We start from the raw sequence: 16,777 nt of genomic DNA on the forward strand, positions 1-16,777 counted from the left end.
TGGGCTGGGCTGGGCTGGGCTGGGCTGGGCTGGGCTGGGCTGGGCTGGGCGCACCGGGCTGGGCTGGGCGCACCGGGCTGGGCTGGGCTGGGCTGGGCGCACCGGGCTGGGCTGGGCTGGGCTGGGCGCACCGGGCTGGCCTACCGAGATTGGGCGGACCGGGCTGAGCGGACCGGGCTGAGCGGACCGGGCTGAGCGGACCGGGCTGGGGTCCTTCCAAGGCCGAGCCTGCCGGAGCCGAACCTCCGGAGCCGGGCCCCAGAGCCGAACTCCCGGAGCCGGGCCCTCCGAGTCAGGCCCCCGGAGTCAGGCCCCCGGAGTCAGGCCCCGGGGTCGGGCCTCCCGGACCGGGCAGGGGCGCGACCTGCCACAATCCCTGGCGTGACTGTGGATGTGGGTTCTGGGGAGAGCGGGCGGCGGATCTATGTCATCGGGATCGGGGCTGGCGACCCGGACCACTTGACCCTGCAGGCGGCGAAGGCGATCGGGCGCGCCGATGTGTTCTTTCTCCTCGACAAGGGTGAGGTCAAGGAGAGCATGATCGAGCTGCGCCGTACGGTCCTCAAGTCCTACGGCAAGCCCAGCCGCCGCATCGCCGAGGGCCGCGACCCCGACCGTGACCGCACCCCGGCGGACTACGAGGGGACGATCGCCGACTGGCGCCACCGCCGCTCCGAGGTGACCGAGGCGCTGATCCGCGAGCATCTGCTCGAGGGCGAGACCGGCGCGTTCCTCGTCTGGGGCGATCCCTCGCTCTACGACTCGACGATCGCCATTCTCGACGAGATCCTCGAGCGTGGCGACACCCGCTTCGACTACGAGGTGGTCCCGGGCATCAGCAGCGTCTCCGCCCTCGCCGCCAAGCATCACATCGGCATCAACCGGGTCGGGCAGCCGTTCCAGGTGACCACCGGGCGCCGGCTCGCCGAGCAGTGGCCCGACCAGGTCGACGACGTGATCGTGATGCTCGACGCCGGGCAGACGTTCGGCAAGGTCGACGCGGAGAACGTCGACATCTACTGGGGCGCGTACATCGGCACCCCCGACGAGCTCCTGATCTCCGGCCCGCTCGCCGAGGTCGCCGACGAGATCCGCCGCGTCCGCGCCGAGGCCCGCGAGAAGCACGGCTGGATCATGGACACCTACCTGCTCCGGCGGAACGGCTGACGTCTACCCAGGCGAAGCGGCCGGCATCTGCCCAGACGGAGCAGCGGCTAGCGGCGGATAGCGAACATATAGCAGCCGTAGGACACGTTGCGGCTGTGGATCTGGACGACGTCCGGGTCGGTGAGGATGTCGGTTATGGCGGCCGTCGGGTCGGTGCCGTCGTGGACGCGGGTGGCCGGGTGGATGCGGCCGTCGCGGTCGTAGGCGCGTAGGACCTGCGGCCGGCCGAGCCAGTCCGCGGGGTAGGCGTTCTCGTCGTGGGTGGTGTCGCAGGGTTCCGCGTGGGCGAAGACCGGGCCGATCTCACGGTACGGGCTGGGTGGCAGCTCCGGCGCGTACCCGAAAAGCATGATGTCCTCGCCGGGAGTGGCATCACGCAGGCAGCACCGCAGCGGCTCGCCGCCCTCGGCCGTGCTGAACTCCACCGGGCTGCCCGCCCCCTCGTTACGGGCCTTGCTGAGCACCACACCGGGAAGCGCATCAATTCTCATGGCACCAGCGTGGCGCAGAGCAGGCAGGGAGTCCGGCGGGAATCAGACCTGACGTTTAATGGGGGCATGGGGACCTCGACGGCGGCGGTGGACGAGTTCGGTGAGCGGCTCGGTGAGCTCGAGTGGGTGACCGATCTGCACGTCGCGGGGTCGCTGGCCACCGGCGACTACACGGCCGGGGTCAGCGACCTCGACCTGGTCGCGCTCACCGCCGGGGCCGTCGACCAGGATCGGCAGGCGGTGCTCACGGCGCTGCACCGCGACGTCGACCGGGGCGCGGGGTACGGGCTCAAACTTGGCTGCGTGTACGTCGACGGTGCCACGATCGGTGCGGCCGGTAAGGAGCATCCGACGTGGACGCATGAGCTCCTGGTGCAGCGGATTCTCTCCGGGGTCACGCGAGCGGAGCTGGTGCGGCATGGATTCGCGGTCTTCGGGCGTACCCCTCAGGAAGTTTTTCCGGCCGTGAGCGACGATGACATCCGCGAGGCCGCACGGGCCGAGCTCACGGGGTATTGGGCCTGGGCGGCGCGACGGCCGCGGATCTGGCTGGACCCCGTCATGGTCGACCTCGGGCTGACGGCGATGGCCCGGGGACGGCACAGCCTCGCGCACGGCGGGCTGCTCACCAAGACCGACGCCATCAAGCAGGCCGGCGCGCCTGCTTGGCTCATCGAGCAGTTGCTCGCGCGGCGGCGGGGCGAGGACGTCAGCTCGCCACGGCTGCGAGCGGGCTATATCGCCTGGCGGGACGCTTGTCAGACCGTACGGTCAGTTTTTAGGGCGAGCTCTTAGGTGGACTCTTTCGCCCTGGGTGCCGAAGAGGCTGAGGATCTCGACCGGTTCCGGGCCGACCGCGCCGAACCAGTGCGGGGTGCGGGTGTCGAACTCGGCAGCCTCGCCCGGCTCCAGGATGAAGTCGTGCTCGCCCAGGATGATCCGGAGGCGGCCGGTCAGAACGTACATCCAGTCGTAGCCCTCGTGGGTCTGCGGCTCGTGCGGGCGGTTGCCGGAGCCCGTGGGGATGATCAGTTTGAATGCCTGGATGCCGCCCGCGCGCCGGGTCAGCGGCAGCATGGTCATCCCGTGCCGCTGCACCGGGCGCAGGTGGATGCGGGGATCGCCGGTGGGCGGCGCGCCGACCATCTCGTCGAGCGTGACGGCATACGCCTTGGCCAGCGGTAACAGCAGCTCCAGGGTGGGTTTGCGGTCACCGGACTCGAGCCGGGACAGCGTGCTCACCGAGATGCCGGTCTCCGCGGCGAGGTCGGCCAGCGTCGTGTTCCGCTGCTTGCGCAGCGCACGCAACCGCGGGCCGACCGCCCCGAGCGCCTGATCGAGTTCGTCCACCCGTTCAGACTGCCCTACTCCCCGCCGTCCTCGAGGTCGCCCTCGGTTTCGAGGTAGACCTGCTGCAGCGCGGCGAGCGTCGACGGGTCCGGGGCTTCCCACAGCTTGCGGTCGGCCGCTTCGAGGAGACGCTCGGTGATGCTGTGCAGCGCCCACGGGTTCGACTGGGTCATGAACTTCTGGTTCTCCGGGTCGAGCACGTAGCTCGCCGCGAGCTGCTCGTACATCCAGTCGGCGACCACGCCCGCCGTCGCGTCATAGCCGAACAGGTAGTCGACGGTCGCGGCCAGCTCGAACGCGCCCTTGTAACCGTGGCGGCGCATCGCGGCGATCCAGCGCGGGTTGACCACGCGGGCCCGGAAGATCCGCGCGGTCTCCTCGGTCAGGCTGCGGGTCTTCGTGGCGTCCGGGTTCGTGGAATCCCCGATGTACGCCGCCGGCGCACGCCCGGTCAACGCCCGCACCGTGGCGATCATGCCGCCGTGGTACTGGAAGTAGTCGTCGGAGTCGGCGATGTCGTGCTCGCGGGTGTCGATGTTCTTCGCCGCGATGTCGATGCGCTTGTACGCGGTTTCCATGTCCCCGCGCGCCTCGGCGCCGTCCAGCCCGCGGCCGTACGCGAAGCCGCCCCACACGGCGTACACCTCGGCGAGGTCGGCGTCCCCGCGCCAGTTGCGGCTGTCGATCAGCGGGAGGATGCCGGCGCCGTACGCCCCGGGTCGCGACCCGAAGATCCGCGTGGTCGCCTGCCGCCAGGTCTTGTCCGCCTCGACGTCGGCCAGCGCGTGGGCCCGGACGAAGTTCTGCTCCGGCGTCTCCTCGAGCCCCGCGACCAGCCCGACCGCGTCGTCCAGCATCGCGACGACGTGCGGGAACGCGTCCCGGAAGAAGCCCGAGATGCGCACGGTCACGTCGATGCGCGGCCGGCCCAGCTCGTCCAGGTCGATCGGCTCCATGCCCGTGACCCGGCGCGAGGCCGGATCCCAGATGGGGCGTACGCCCATCAGCGCCAGGATCTCCGCGATGTCATCGCCCGCCGTGCGCATCGCACTGGTCCCCCAGGCGGACAGCCCGACCGACTTGGGCCAGTCGCCGTAGTCCTCGCGGTAACGCTTGAGCAGCGACTCCGCCATGGCCTGGCCGGTCTCCCAGGCGAGCTGGCTCGGGATGGCCTTCGGGTCGACGGAGTAGAAGTTGCGCCCGGTCGGGAGCACGTTGATCAGGCCGCGCAGGGGTGAGCCGCTGGGGCCGGCCGGGACGTAGCCGCCTTCGAGGGCGTGCAGGACGTTGGTCAGCTCGTCCGTGGTCTTCTCGAGCCTCGGGACGATCTCCGTGGCGGCGAATTCGAGAACCCTGACTACTTCGGGGTTTTCGTGGAATTTGTCCGCTTCGTTCGGCCAGCCCGCTTCCTCCATTGCGCTGACCAGGGCCTTGGCCTGTGCCTCGACGGCGTCGGTCTCCGCGGTGGACGCGTCTTCGCTGAGCCCGAGCGCCTCCCGCAGACCGGGCAGCGCGGCGACCTTGCCCGCCCACATCTGCCGGGCGCGCAGCATGGCGAGCACCAGGTTGACCCGCGCCTCGCCGGTCGGTGCCGCCCCGAGAATGTGCAGGCCGTCGCGGATCTGCACGTCCTTGATCTCGCAGAGCCACCCGTCGACGTGCAGGATGAACTCGTCGAACTCCTCGTCGCCCGGGCGGGCTTCGAGGCCGAGGTCGTGGTCCATCTTCGCGGCCTGGATCAGGGTCCAGATCTGCGCGCGGACCGCGGGCAGCTTCGCGGGGTCGAGCGCGGCGATGTTCGCGTGCTCGTCGAGGAGCTGCTCGAGCCGGGCGACGTCGCCGTACGACTCGGCGCGGGCCATCGGCGGGATCAGGTGGTCGACCAGCGTCGCGTGCGCCCGGCGCTTGGCCTGGGTGCCCTCGCCAGGGTCGTTGACCAGGAACGGGTAGATCAGCGGCAGGTCGCCCAGCGCCGCGTCGGTGCCGTCCGAGGCGGACATGCCGACGTTCTTGCCCGGCAGCCACTCCAGATTGCCGTGCTTGCCGACGTGCACCACCGCGTGCGCGCCGAACTCGTCGGCCAGCCACCGATAGGCCGCCAGGTAGTGATGGCTCGGCGGCAGATCGGGGTCGTGATAGATCGCCACCGGGTTGGCGCCGAAACCGCGCGGCGGCTGCACCATCACCACGGTGTTCTCGTCGCGCAGCGCGGCCAGCACGATGTCGTTGTTGTCGACGTAGAGCTCACCGGGCGGCGGCCCCCAGTGCCGGACCATGCTCTCGCGCAGATCCTCGGGCAGCGTCTCGAACCAGGCTTTGTACCTGTCGCCGTTGATCCGGACCGGGTTGGCGGCCAGCTGCTCCTCGGTGAGCCAGTCCGGATCCTGGCCACCGGCGGCGATCAGCGCGTGGATGAGCGCGTCGCCGTCCTGCTCGGCCACGCCCGGGAAGCTGCCGATCTGGTAACCACGCTCCGCCATCGCGGCCATCAGCCGGACCGTGGACGCCGGGGTGTCCAGGCCAACCGCATTACCGATCCTTGAATGCTTTGTCGGGTACGCGCTGAGCATGATCACCACACGCCGCTCCGCAGCCGGGATGTGCCGCAGCCGCGCGTGGGCGACGGCGATGCCCGCGACCCGGGACGCGCGCTCGACATCCGCGACGTACACGGATAGCCCGTCGGGGTCGACCTCCTTGAAGCTGAACGGCACGGTGATGATCCGGCCGTCGAACTCGGGGATCGCGACCTGGGTGGCGGCGTCCAGCGGGGAGAGCCCGTCGTCGCTCGCCTCCCACGCCTCGCGGCTGCTGGTCAGCGCCAGCCCCTGCAGGATCGGCACGTCCAGGCCCGCGAGCACCCCGACGTCCCACGCCTCGTCGTCACCACCGGCCGTGACAGTGGCAGGCTTCGTGCCACCGGCGGCCAGCACGGTCACCACCAGGGCGTCCGCCTTGCGCAGCTCGGCAAGAAGCTCTTCCGACGCCGTACGCAGTGACGACGTGAAGATCGGCAGCGCCCGCCCGCCCTTGGCCTCGACCGCCTGGCACAGCGTCTCGATGAACGCGGTGTTCCCCGCCATGTGGTGCGCCCGGTAGTAGAGCACCGCGATCGTCGGGCCCTCGGTCGTGGCCGGCGTGCGCTCCAGCACCCCCCAGTCGGGGGCGGGCACCGGCGCGGCGAACCCGTTGCCGGTCAGCAGGATCGTGTCGGAGAGGAAGTCGTGCAGCGCGCCCAGATTCTCCGCCCCGCCATACGCGAGGTAGGCGTGCGCCTCCCCCGCGACCCCGGCGGGAACCGAGGAGAGCTTCATCAGGTCGGCGTCCGGCGTCTGCTCACCACCGAGCACGACCACGGGGATCACCCCGCCGAGCAGCTCGTCGAGGCCTTCCTCCCAGGCCCGGCGCCCGCCCAGGATCCGCACGACGATCAGCTCGACACCCTCGGTGAGGGCGGGCAGATCCTCGACGGCGGTCCGGGCCGGATTGCCCAAACGCCACTCATGGCTGCTCGCACGGGCGCTCAGCAGGTCGGTGTCGGACGTCGACAGCAGCAGAAACACGGCTCTCCCCTCGGGGTCCGCGCCCCGGGTCGAAGTTCACGGCGACGGGAGTTCCTGACTCCCGGGCGCCGCGTTTCAGCACCCGGTCACAGTGGCGGGACCGCGCCGGAATCACACCGGCTTCCTCCACGGCATCGCCGCACGTGGACCCTCACTCTGCCGACCGGGCGGCACCCAAGTCAACGTGAGAGCCCCGCTGTGACGATGCCGACCGATCCCACCCGACGGGCGGAAAGTGTCGGTCCCGGTCCGTAGTATCCGGGCCGTGTCCTCGCCAGTCCCCCTCCGCCTGCCCGCCGGCCCCATCCGCCTGCCCGCGGGCTCAGCCGACCGGGCCGAGCAGGATGCCTGCCCCGGCGCTCTGCGACTCCACGACGCCGCCGACGGCCCGCTGGCCCGCATCCGCATCCCCGGCGGCCGCATCACCGGCACCCAGCTGGCCGAGCTGCGCGCAATCGCCGAGGAGTGGGGCGACGGGCACATCGAGCTGACCAGCCGGGCCAACCTGCAACTACGCGCCCTGCGCAACGCCCCACCCCTGCAACTCGAGGCCCGTCTCACGGCCGCCGGCCTACTGCCCTCCCCCACCCATGAGCTGGTACGCAACATCGCCGCCTCGCCGTTGATCCGCGACCCGGCGCCGATCAGCACCCTCGACGCCGCCCTCTGCGCCGACCCCGCCCTCGCCGCCCTCCCGGGCCGCTTTCTCTTCGCCCTCGACGACGGCACCGGCGACGTCGCCTACTCAGCCGACGTCGCCGCCCTCCGCCTCCCCGCCCCGGCCGACAACCTTCCCGGCAACCGGTCCGACAAGCCGACCGACCGACCGGCGGGTGAGCCGTCCGGCGGGCTGACTGGTGAGCCGTCCGCCGGGCTGACTGGCGAGCCGTCCGGGGGGCTGACTGGCGATTTGTCCGAGGGGTCGGCGGGCGATTTGCCGGGTAGGTCGGCGGGTGATTTGTCCGGTGAGCTGTGGGCCGTCATTTTTGCCGGGCGGGATGTGGGGCTGCGAGTGGCCGCGGACCAGGTGGTGCCCGCCCTGATCGACGCGGCGCACGCCTTCATCGGCCTCGCGTCCGAAACCTCCCCCACCGTCTCCTCAGACTCCACCCTCACAACCTCAACCCCCGCCTCCGCTCCTTCTGCCTCCGCTTCCCTTACCTCCGCCCCCACTTTCCCGACGTCCCCCGGCTCCACTTTCCCCACCTCCGCGTCCACTTTCCCGACGTCCCCCGCCTCCACTTTCCCCACCTCCGAGTCCACTGCCTCGGCTCCTGTCTCCCCCACTTCCGGCGACATCGGCGGCAGCGGGCGGCGGGCTTGGCGGGTTCGGGAGCTTGTTGATGGGCCGGCGCGGATGGGTGCGCTGGTCGCCGAGGCGCTGGGTGGGACGCTGGGTGAGGCGGATCCGGCTCTGGTGCGACCGGTCCTGCGGGAGCCGGTGGGGCGCTTCGGGCGGGCGGGGGGCCGGGTGGCGCTGGGGGCTCTGGTGCCTTTGGGGCGACTTGACGGCGTACAGCTGAAGGTATTGGAATCTGCTTCTGATCTTGTGTTCACCCCGTGGCGGGGGGTGGTGCTGCCGGATCTGACGGTTGGCGCGGCGATCGGGTGGATCCGTAAGTTGGCCGGGGCGGGGATCTTGGTCTCCGCTGACTCTGCGTGGGCCGGGGTGACGTCATGTGCCGGGCGGCCGGGGTGCGCGAAGGCGCTGGCGGATGTCCGGAGCGATGCCACCGCCGTGGCTGAGCGGGATGACGCGGCAGTGAGCGGCCGGGGCGGGTTGCCGGTGCACTGGGTCGGGTGTGTGCGGGGGTGCGGGAGCCCGGCTGGGCCGCATGTCCGGGTGGAGGCCACGGGGCAGGACTATCTGGTCTCGTCGCCGCGTGGTGGGGGTAGGGCCGGCGCTGCCGAAGTGGGGGCGTTGGTGGCTGGGCTGAGGAAAGGCTGACATGGAGTACGTGCGTGACGGGGCGGAGATCTATCGGCGGTCGTTCGCGACCATCCGGGCCGAGGCGGATCTTTCCCGGTTGCCCGCTGATGTGGCCCGGGTCGCCGTGCGGATGATCCATGCGTGCGGGATGGTCGATCTGGTCGAGGATCTGGCGTGGAGTCCCGGCGTGGTCACGGCTGCGCGCAAGGCGTTGCAGGCCGGGGCGCCGATCCTGTGCGACGCGCAGATGGTGGCGTCGGGAGTGACCCGTACGCGGCTGCCCGCCGGCAATGAGGTGATCTGCACGCTGCGTGACCCCGCTGTTCCGGGGATCGCGGCCGAGATCGGCAACACCCGCAGTGCCGCTGCCATGGATCTCTGGGGCGACCGGCTCGGCGGGGCGATCGTGGCGATCGGCAACGCGCCCACGGCGTTGTTCCGGCTCCTCGAGATGATCGAGGCCGGGGCGCCCCGGCCGGCGGCGGTGCTGGGGATCCCGGTCGGGTTCATCGGGGCGGCCGAGTCGAAGGACGCGCTGGCCGCGTCCGATCTGGAGTATCTCGTCGTGCGCGGACGCCGCGGCGGGAGTGCCATCACGGCGGCCGCGGTCAACGCGCTCGCCTCGGAGGAGGAGTGACAGTGACGGTCCCGGGGCGTTTGTTCGGCGTGGGTCTCGGCCCCGGCGATCCCGAGCTGGTCACGGTCAAGGCCGCGCGGCTCATCGCGGCGGCGGACGTCGTGGCGTACCACGCCGCGCGGCACGGGCGATCCAACGCGCGCGCCATCGCGGTCTCCTACCTGCGGGAGGGCCAGATCGAGGAGCCGCTGATCTACCCGGTCACCACCGAGACGACCGACCATCCGGGCGGATACCAGGGCGCGATCGACGAGTTCTACGCGGCGAGCGCCGAGCGGCTGGCGGCACACCTCGACGCGGGCCGCGACGTGGTGGTGCTGGCCGAGGGCGACCCGTTCTTCTACGGCTCCTACATGCACATGCACAAACGCCTGGCCGACAGGTACGAGACCGAGGTGGTGCCCGGGGTGACCTCGGTGAGCGCCGCATCCGCGGTCCTCGGCCGCCCCCTGATGGAACGCGACGAGACGCTGACCGTCCTGCCCGGGACGCTGCCCCCGGACGAGCTCGCCACCCGCCTCGCCACCACCGACTCCGCGGCGATCATGAAGCTGGGCCGCACCTTCGAGGGTGTCCGCGACGCCCTCGACCGGGCAGGCCGCCTCGACGACGCCTGGTACGTCGAACGCGCCACCACCGACCGCCAGCGCTACGGCCGCCTCGCGGACATCGACCCGGCGACGGTCCCCTACTTCTCCCTCGCGCTGCTGCCCAGCCCGGCGGCGACCGCGTTCGTCTCACCCACCGATTCCCCGGCCGCATCGTCGAACGGCTCGGTGACCGTGGTGGGGCTCGGTCCCGGCGCCCGGGAATGGCTGACCCCCGAGGCCCAGGCAGCACTCGCCGAGGCGGACGACGTGGTCGGCTACACGACGTACGTCAACCGGGTCCCCGCCAATCCACGGCAGCGCCGGCACGCATCCGACAACAAGGTCGAGGCGGAGCGTGCGGCGTTCGCCCTGGACCTCGCCAAGCGGGGCCGCCGGGTCGCGGTCGTCTCCTCGGGCGACCCGGGCGTCTTCGCGATGGCCGCGGCGGTGCTCGAGGTCAGCGAGGACCCGCAGTGGAAGGACGTGCCGATCCGTGTCGTGCCCGGGCTGACCGCCGCGCAGGCTGTGGCGAGCCGCGCCGGGGCGCCGCTCGGCCACGACTTCTGCATCGTGTCGCTCTCCGACCGCCTCAAGCCGTGGGACATCATCGAGACCCGGCTGACCGCGGCGGCCGGCGCCGACCTGGTGATCGCGATCTACAACCCGGCGTCGCAGACCCGCAAGGAACAGCTGGTCCGCGCCCGGAAGGTCCTGCTGGAGCACCGCGACCCGCAGACCCCGGTGGTGGTGGGACGCGACGTCGGCGGCCCGCAGGAAGAGATCCGGGTGACGACGCTGGGTGAGCTCGACCCGGCGACCATCGACATGCGCTGCCTGCTGATCGTCGGATCGAGCCAGACCCGGGTGCTGCCCGGCGGCCAGGTCTTCACCCCGCGCCACTACGGGATCTGACCGCGTTCGGTAACTGAGGCCAGGCTGCGGCGGGCCTCAGTTACCGAACGGCCTTGCTCTGGTGAGACCGGCCCGGCTGCCGCCGATGGCTTCTAGTTGGTGAAGACGGCCGGGCTGCCGTCGATGCTGGTGTCGAGGACCGGGGCATAGTGGGCGGTGAAGAAGCCGCTCGACGGGCAGGTGATGGGGCCGCTCGACTTTGCGAACTCCTGGTTGGTGAAGGTGATCGAGTTGTCCGCGTTGGACGACAGCCCGGTGATGGCGTTGCCCACCGCCCGGTAGACGCAGTTGATCGTGCCCAGGATCGTGCCGAGGTTGAGCGTGGTCTGGATCGGGGCGGCAACGGTGCCGGCCACGGTGACCGTGCCGGTGCCGCTCTCCACGGTGGTGGCGAACGGGACATTGTTCACGGTCACAGTGTTCACCCTGGTCACGCCGAGGATGTTGGCCGTGCACGAGGCGAACGTCTGCGCCGTCGTGGACTCCGTCGCCACGCCCGGGGCCGCCGGGTTGTCCACGACCACGGCGGTGAAGGTCGACTGGGCACACTTGATGCCGGTCGTGCCGCCGGACGCGGTGCTGAAGTCCGCCGTCGTGCCGGTCACGACCGCCGCGGTGAGCACGTCACCCACGGCGGCGGCGTCACCCTCGGCGCTACCAACGGTCAGCACCGTCCCAGCGGCCGCACTACCGGTGGCTGCGTTCCCAGCGTCCTGTGAGAAAGCGTCCTGTGAGAAGGCGGCCTGTGAGAAGGCGGCCGGGGAGAAGGCGGCCGGGGAGAAAGCGGCAGGCGAGGGCGCGGCCAGGGCGGGGGTGCCGGTTGCTGCGACGAGCAGGGCGGCGATGATCGCGGTGTTGATTCGGATTGCGCGCACTGTGGATCTCCTTTGCGGGGCGGGAGTGGAACCGACACCGACGCCCAGCTTGTCGGTTTATAGACCCGTCGACGGCTTAACGTCAAGGACGCGAATACTTAACATCGCAGGACTTGCATCGCCGCGTTCCTACCCCTTGACCCGATGCTTACCGAGCAGTAACTTCGCCTGACCGACATTGACGCTCAGCTATGGCGCCAAAGCCCGTGGATATGTCGATCAAGGAGTGGCCCTATGTCCACAGCAAACACTGTCAAACCAGCCGGCGGAGTCCGCTGGAAGCGATTCGCCGGGATGCTCGCGCTCCTCACCGGAACCACCGCAGCCCTGGTCGCGCTGACCGCGCAGGGTGTGCTCGCCGCCAATTTCTCGATCTCCGGAATGCCGTTCGTGGTGACCGCGACGCACCTGCACGGCGACGGCTTCGAGCAATTCGCAACCCTGGACTCGATGATCGAGAACAGCCCCAATCAGGGTGACACCGGCGGCCAGGTCGTCGTGATCGTCTCGGCCATCAACAAGGCCGAGCTCACCAAGTTGTGCCAGAGCGTCTCGCTCGGCGGCATGTATCTGAAAATCACCGCGGGCGACGGCGACACCCCGGTCAAGGCCGACAGCCTGGTCGTCGACTCGGACCTGATCTCCGGCGACGCCGACTTCAGGAGTATCGACATCGGCGGGGACGCGAGCACCTTCAACAAGGTGAAAGATCCGGCCGGCGGTTACATCAAGGGCGGCGAGGGCGTGTTCGGTCAGCAGGCCGACACCGTCGACATCGCCAACCTGCGGCAGAACAACTACGCCACGACGGCGGCCCGGTTCACCCTGCCGCACCTGCGGATGACGTTCACCAGCACCGGGTGCTGAGATGTCCGCCTGGTGGTCCTGGCGGCACGCCCGGCCGTTCTGGGGTGGATTGTTCGTCACCCTGGCCGGCGCGGAGATCCTGCTGACGGTGAAAGCCCCGCTGCCGATCGTGCTCCACGTCGGAATGCAGGGAATGGTCGGCTACATCGTCCCGCTCGTGTTACTGATCTGCGGCGTACTGCTGATCGTCAGCCCGGCCCAGCGACCGTTCTACGCTTCGGTCGCCGCGGTGCTCACGCTCACGTCGTGGCTGACCTCGAACCTGGGCGGATTCTTCCTGGGCCTGATCCTCGGCCTGATCGGCGTCTCCCTGGCCTTCGCCTGGTCCCCGGACAAAGCCCGGTCCCCCAACAAAGCCCGGTCCCCCAACAAAGCCCGGTCGCCCAACAAAGCCCGGTCGCCCGACAAAGTCCGGTCGCCCGACAAAGTCCGGTCGCCCGACAAAGTCCAGTCGCCCGACAAAGTCCGATCGCCCGACGAAGCCCGATCGCCCGACGAAGCCCGATCACCGGAAGAACCGAAAGGACCTGAGGAATCCCGCCGAGAAGCGGGCGAGCCGGACACCGGCGTCAGGACCGAGAGTCCAGCCAGCTGACAGCGTCGTCGACGGTGGCGGCCGCCGCGACGCCCTCGGGCAGGGGCGGCCGGTCCACCATCACGACCGGCACCGCCTCGGCCCGCGCGGCGTCCAGCTTGGCAGTGCCACCACCGCTGTCCTTCGTGACCAGCACGTCGATGCGATGCTCCCGCAGCAACTCCCGCTCCCCGGCAACCGTGAACGGCCCCCGGTCCAGGATCACGTCCAGCCGAGAAGGCATCGGCGGCTCCGGCGCCTCCACCGACCGCGACAGAAACGAAATCTCCGACAAATCAGCAAATGTCGAAAGCCCCTGCCGCCCGGTGGTCAGGAAGACGCGCGACCCCAGCGACGGCAGCACCGAAGCAGCAGCACCCAGCGACGGAACGCGATGCCAGACGTCACCGGAAACAGCACTGAATCCGGGACGGCGCAGCACCAGCAACGGAACGCCCGTGAGCGCAGCCGCGGCAACAGCGTGCGAGGTCATCGTCGCGGCAAACGGATGAGTCGCATCCACGAGAGCCTCGATCCCCGCCGCCCGCAGATAGCCGGCCAGGCCCGCGACCCCGCCGAACCCCCCGATCCGCACCTCACCGTGAGGAAGCAACGGCGAGGAGGTGCGTCCGGCAAGAGAGCTGATCACGGGTACGCGTTGAGCCAGCGCCCGCCCCTCGGTGGTCCCGCCGAGGACAAGAACCCTCAGTCCCGGCATCGCGTAGTCGAGTACAGATGACTGTCGGGGAACTGCGAAGCCGTGAGCGCCGCCCCGACCACGATGATGGCGGTGCGCTTGATGCCCGCCGTGCGTACCTGGTCGGCGATGTCGGCGAGAGTGCCGCGCACGATCTGCTCGTCGGGGCGACTGGCCCGCGCGACCACCGCGACCGGGCAGTCCGCGCCATAGTTGGGCAGCAGCTCGGCCACCACCGCGTCGATCCGTTGCACGGCGAGGTGCAGCACCATCGTCGACCGGCTCGCACCCAGCGTCGCCAGGTCCTCGCCGGGGGGCATGGCGGTGGCGCGCTCCGCCGTACGCGTCAGGATCACCGTCTGCGCCACGGACGGCACGGTGAACTCGCGGCCCAGCGAGGCCGCCGCCGCCGCGAACGCCGGAACGCCGGGGGTCACGTCGTACGCGATCGGGACCTCGTCGAGCCGGCGCATCTGCTCGGCGACCGCGCTGAACACGGAAGGGTCGCCGGAATGCAACCGCGCCACGTCCTCGCCGGCCCTGGTCGCCCGCACCATCTCGGCGATGATCTCGTCGAGGTTGAGGTTGGCGGTGTCGATCAGCCGCGCGCCGGGCGGGCACGCTTCGAGCAGCTCGCGGGGCACGAGGCTGCCCGCGTACAGGCAGACCGGTGACGCCGCGATAAGGCGCTGGCCCCGTACGGTGATCAGGTCCGCGGCCCCGGGACCCGCACCGATGAAGTGGATCGTCATGGCTTGACCACCGCCCAGATAGTGACCGGCATCATGGCCCGCCAGCCTGTGAATCCGCCCACCGGCGCCGCCCGGCTGACTGCCAGCCTGGTCAGATCGCCGCCGAGCTTGGCATATCCGGCCGCGAGCACGGCCTCCGATTCGAGCGTCACGGCGTTCGCGACCAGCCGCCCGCCGCTTTTCAGCGCGTCCCAGGCCGCCTCGAGCACCCCGTCGCGCGTGACGCCGCCGCCGATGAAAACCACGTCCGGCGCACGCAATCCGGCCAGGGCGTCAGGCGCGCGACCCACAACAACTTCCAATTTGGGTACGCCCAGAGCGCGCGCATTGCCCGAAATCCGGCCCGCCCGCACGGGATCGGACTCGATCGCGATCGCCCGACAGGCCGGATGGGCGCGCATCCATTCGATTCCCACGCTGCCCGAACCCGCCCCGATATCCCAGAGCAGCTCGCCGGGCTGCGGCCCCAGCTGCGCCAGGGTCACGGCGCGAACCTCACGCTTGGTGAGTTGACCATCGCTCTCGTACGCGTCATCGGGCAGCCCCGGCACCCGCGGCCGCGCCGCCCCGCCGGCCCCGCACTCGACAGCCACCACGTTGAGGGGATCAATTCCGGCCTCGTCGAGCGCTCCGGGCGTACCCGTGACGATCTTTTCGTCCTGCGCACCCAGCCGAGCCAGCACGGTGAGCTTGCTGTCCGCATAGCCGCGCTCCTGCAGCAGAGCTGCGACCTGGCCCGGAGTGTGTTCGTCCCGGCTGAGCACGAGGATGCGGCGCCCGGAGTGCACAAGCGGGTGCAGCTCCTCGACCGGCGCCGTCACCAGGCTCAGCAGATCGATATCAGCCAACGGCCAGCCAAGCCGCGCCGCGGCCAGCGACACCGACGACGGGTGCGGGATCACTCGGACATTTTTTGCGAACCGGCGAAGGGTGGCACCGATGCCGTGGAACATCGGGTCGCCGCTCGCCAGCACCACAATCCGCCGCCTCTTGTGGGCTTCGAGTAACCCGGGGATCGCGGGGAGCATGGGCGACGGCCACGCAACGAGCAGCTTCGGCTCGCCCCGCGACAGCTCTGGCCCGCTTGGCGACAGCTCTGGCCCGCCCGGCGACAGGCCCGGCTCGCTCGGCGGCCGATCGGGGTCGGCGTTCGACCACGCTGATTCGCCGGCTGAAAGGAGGGCGAGTTGTCGGTCGCTGCCGATGATGACCTCGGCGGATTCGAGGGCCGCTCTGGCCGTACCCGTCAATCCGGGCCAGCCGTCGGCGCCGATGCCGACCACGGTGAGCCCGGCGGGGTTGTCAGTCACCACGTGACGTTAGCTTTCCGCCGTTTCACGTTCTTCCCCTGTACCCCAAAGATCGATATCTTTCGCTGCATGAAGCGCGCCCTTGCCGCATTTATCGCGGCCTTCGTCCTATTTCTCCCGGACGCAGCGTTCGCCGCTGACTCGTCGTACCGGACGCTCAGTGCCGCGAATCACCCCGACTGGCTGGCGAACGTGCCGGACAACACCTCGCTCGCCGCCCTGTCGATCCCGGGCACGCACGAGACGATGTCGATCTTCGGCGGCTCGCTCACCCAGACGCAGGAGGACTTCGGGGCCAGCGGGGGGACTCTCGCGCGGCAGCTCACCGCCGGTATCCGCATGATCGACATCCGGGCCCGGGTCAACGGCGGGAACACGTTCACGATCCACCACGGCGCGACCTACCAGAACGCCAACTTCTCCGACGTGCTCGGCACGCTGTCGGCCTTCCTGTCCGCGCACCCCACCGAGACCGTGATCATGCGGTTGAAGCAGGAGTGCACCGGCGAGCTCGGTTCCTGCACCGACGTGTCCGGGCAGAAGAGCTTCCAGGACATTTTCAACTCGTACGCCTCCAGCCTCTTCTGGGCCCCGTCAGTCACCCGCGGGGCCGCCGCGGCGACGCCGACGCTGGGCGCCGTCCGGGGCAAGGTCGTGCTGGCCGTCATGCACGGCGCGTTCGGCAGCCCGATCGAGCACTACGGACTGGCGCAATTCGCGACCTGGACGGACGGTTCGTCGACGTACATCCAGGACAATTACTCCGTACCGAATATCGGTGCGATCGCGACCAAGCGGGACCAGGTCCGCCGTTTCCTCGACACCACCAATGCGGGCGACCCCTCCAGGATCTATGTCAACTTCGGCAGCGGATCGAGCCTGTTCGCGCAGCCCCAGCAGGTCGCCGGCGGAGCACTCGGCGTGCAGGGCGTGGATCCGTTCCTGCTGATCTACATGAATGAGGGACACGGCCTCACTCGGACCGGCGCGATCATGATGGACTTTCCCGGCTCCGGCCTGATCGAGAAGATCATTTCGTACAACTAGTTTTTTCGGCTCGCG

16 protein-coding genes and 1 riboswitch are annotated in these 16,777 nt (G+C 70.1%); of the genes, 9 read left to right on the top strand and 7 right to left on the bottom strand.

Translation table 11 applies throughout. From position 1 onward, the window contains the following. Positions 1–195 (top strand): hypothetical protein (locus tag Ahu01nite_RS25735; RefSeq protein ID WP_438874830.1); only part of this gene is annotated, 195 nt, incomplete at its 5' end. A gap of 186 nt (positions 196–381) precedes the next feature. Continuing rightward, positions 382–1,167: a precorrin-6A synthase (deacetylating) gene (gene cobF, locus Ahu01nite_RS25740; RefSeq protein ID WP_239159132.1), complete on the top strand. Its 786-nt coding sequence runs from the start codon at positions 382–384 to the stop codon at positions 1,165–1,167. Positions 1,168–1,214: 47 nt separating this feature from the next. On the opposite strand, the gene Ahu01nite_RS25745 is transcribed toward cobF, so the two are convergent. Continuing rightward, entirely contained in the window at positions 1,215–1,658 is a 444-nt protein-coding gene (locus tag Ahu01nite_RS25745; RefSeq protein ID WP_203839204.1) for a DUF1203 domain-containing protein, read from the bottom strand. 66 nt (positions 1,659–1,724) lie between these two features. Here Ahu01nite_RS25745 and Ahu01nite_RS25750 point away from each other — a divergent pair, with 66 nt between their 5' ends. Then, positions 1,725–2,453 (top strand): nucleotidyltransferase domain-containing protein, encoded by a 729-nt coding sequence (locus tag Ahu01nite_RS25750; RefSeq protein ID WP_203839205.1) that lies wholly within the window; start codon positions 1,725–1,727, stop codon positions 2,451–2,453. Here Ahu01nite_RS25750 and Ahu01nite_RS25755 read toward each other — a convergent pair. Together Ahu01nite_RS25755 and cobN are read right to left on the bottom strand one after the other, a co-directional pair. Then, positions 2,430–3,008: a helix-turn-helix domain-containing protein gene (locus Ahu01nite_RS25755; protein ID WP_203839206.1), complete on the bottom strand. Its 579-nt coding sequence runs from the start codon at positions 3,006–3,008 to the stop codon at positions 2,430–2,432. The two genes, Ahu01nite_RS25750 and Ahu01nite_RS25755, sit on opposite strands and share 24 nt — an antisense overlap. A 14-nt stretch (positions 3,009–3,022) precedes the next feature. Continuing rightward, positions 3,023–6,571, bottom strand: a complete 3,549-nt coding sequence (gene cobN / locus Ahu01nite_RS25760) for a cobaltochelatase subunit CobN (protein WP_203839207.1) — start codon at positions 6,569–6,571, stop codon at positions 3,023–3,025. Positions 6,572–6,600: 29 nt separating this feature from the next. Continuing rightward, a riboswitch (cobalamin riboswitch) is annotated at positions 6,601–6,739 on the bottom strand. 97 nt (positions 6,740–6,836) lie between these two features. Here cobN and Ahu01nite_RS51420 point away from each other — a divergent pair. From Ahu01nite_RS51420 to Ahu01nite_RS25775, 3 genes are read left to right on the top strand one after another with little or no spacing between them, the layout of a single operon-like run. Then, entirely contained in the window at positions 6,837–8,519 is a 1,683-nt protein-coding gene (locus Ahu01nite_RS51420) for a ferredoxin-like domain-containing protein (RefSeq protein WP_275411780.1), read from the top strand. Between the two features lies 1 nt (position 8,520). Continuing rightward, positions 8,521–9,138 (top strand): precorrin-8X methylmutase, encoded by a 618-nt coding sequence (locus tag Ahu01nite_RS25770; RefSeq protein WP_203839208.1) that lies wholly within the window; start codon positions 8,521–8,523, stop codon positions 9,136–9,138. A gap of 2 nt (positions 9,139–9,140) precedes the next feature. Then, positions 9,141–10,640 (top strand): precorrin-2 C(20)-methyltransferase, encoded by a 1,500-nt coding sequence (locus Ahu01nite_RS25775; protein ID WP_203839209.1) that lies wholly within the window; start codon positions 9,141–9,143, stop codon positions 10,638–10,640. Positions 10,641–10,732: 92 nt separating this feature from the next. Here the strand turns inward: Ahu01nite_RS25775 and Ahu01nite_RS25780 are convergent, their stop codons facing one another. After that, positions 10,733–11,515 carry a Tat pathway signal sequence domain protein gene (locus tag Ahu01nite_RS25780; RefSeq protein WP_203839210.1) on the bottom strand — a complete coding sequence of 261 codons (783 nt, stop codon included), beginning with the start codon at positions 11,513–11,515 and terminating at the stop codon, positions 10,733–10,735. 234 nt (positions 11,516–11,749) lie between these two features. Between Ahu01nite_RS25780 and Ahu01nite_RS25785 the strand changes: the two genes are divergently transcribed. Further along, positions 11,750–12,382 (top strand): DUF6230 family protein, encoded by a 633-nt coding sequence (locus Ahu01nite_RS25785; RefSeq protein WP_203839211.1) that lies wholly within the window; start codon positions 11,750–11,752, stop codon positions 12,380–12,382. Position 12,383: 1 nt separating this feature from the next. Then, positions 12,384–12,977: a DUF6114 domain-containing protein gene (locus Ahu01nite_RS25790; RefSeq protein ID WP_203839212.1), complete on the top strand. Its 594-nt coding sequence runs from the start codon at positions 12,384–12,386 to the stop codon at positions 12,975–12,977. Here Ahu01nite_RS25790 and Ahu01nite_RS25795 read toward each other — a convergent pair. From Ahu01nite_RS25795 to cbiE, 3 genes are read right to left on the bottom strand one after another with little or no spacing between them, the layout of a single operon-like run. Next, positions 12,952–13,674, bottom strand: a complete 723-nt coding sequence (locus tag Ahu01nite_RS25795) for a cobalt-precorrin-6A reductase (protein ID WP_203839213.1) — start codon at positions 13,672–13,674, stop codon at positions 12,952–12,954. The two genes, Ahu01nite_RS25790 and Ahu01nite_RS25795, sit on opposite strands and share 26 nt — an antisense overlap. Then, a complete protein-coding gene (gene cobM / locus Ahu01nite_RS25800; RefSeq protein ID WP_203839214.1) occupies positions 13,662–14,405 on the bottom strand; it encodes a precorrin-4 C(11)-methyltransferase in 744 nt (247 codons plus the stop codon). The genes Ahu01nite_RS25795 and cobM overlap by 13 nt, the downstream gene beginning before the upstream one ends. Then, positions 14,402–15,715: a precorrin-6y C5,15-methyltransferase (decarboxylating) subunit CbiE gene (gene cbiE, locus Ahu01nite_RS25805; RefSeq protein ID WP_239159133.1), complete on the bottom strand. Its 1,314-nt coding sequence runs from the start codon at positions 15,713–15,715 to the stop codon at positions 14,402–14,404. The genes cobM and cbiE overlap by 4 nt, the downstream gene beginning before the upstream one ends. A 69-nt stretch (positions 15,716–15,784) precedes the next feature. On the opposite strand from cbiE, the gene Ahu01nite_RS25810 reads away from it, so the two are divergent. Next, on the top strand, positions 15,785–16,762 hold the full coding sequence (locus Ahu01nite_RS25810) for a phosphatidylinositol-specific phospholipase C (protein ID WP_239159134.1): 978 nt from the start codon (positions 15,785–15,787) through the stop codon (positions 16,760–16,762). Positions 16,763–16,777: the final 15 nt, after the last annotated feature.

It is taken from the genome of Winogradskya humida (assembly GCF_016862215.1).
Lineage (GTDB): Bacteria > Actinomycetota > Actinomycetes > Mycobacteriales > Micromonosporaceae > Actinoplanes > Actinoplanes humidus.

What these genes read in the sequence shown, in the direction of transcription:
- Ahu01nite_RS25745 (WP_203839204.1), bottom strand. Translation starts at nt 1,658, where the DNA reads ATGAGAATTGATGCGCTTCCCGGTGTGGTGCTCAGCAAGGCCCGTAAC.
- Ahu01nite_RS25795 (WP_203839213.1), bottom strand. Translation starts at nt 13,674, where the DNA reads ATGCCGGGACTGAGGGTTCTTGTCCTCGGCGGGACCACCGAGGGGCGG.
- Ahu01nite_RS25785 (WP_203839211.1), top strand. Translation starts at nt 11,750, where the DNA reads ATGTCCACAGCAAACACTGTCAAACCAGCCGGCGGAGTCCGCTGGAAG.
- Ahu01nite_RS25810 (WP_239159134.1), top strand. Translation starts at nt 15,785, where the DNA reads ATGAAGCGCGCCCTTGCCGCATTTATCGCGGCCTTCGTCCTATTTCTC.
- Ahu01nite_RS25750 (WP_203839205.1), top strand. Translation starts at nt 1,725, where the DNA reads ATGGGGACCTCGACGGCGGCGGTGGACGAGTTCGGTGAGCGGCTCGGT.
- cobM (WP_203839214.1), bottom strand. Translation starts at nt 14,405, where the DNA reads ATGACGATCCACTTCATCGGTGCGGGTCCCGGGGCCGCGGACCTGATC.
- Ahu01nite_RS25770 (WP_203839208.1), top strand. Translation starts at nt 8,521, where the DNA reads ATGGAGTACGTGCGTGACGGGGCGGAGATCTATCGGCGGTCGTTCGCG.
- Ahu01nite_RS25790 (WP_203839212.1), top strand. Translation starts at nt 12,384, where the DNA reads ATGTCCGCCTGGTGGTCCTGGCGGCACGCCCGGCCGTTCTGGGGTGGA.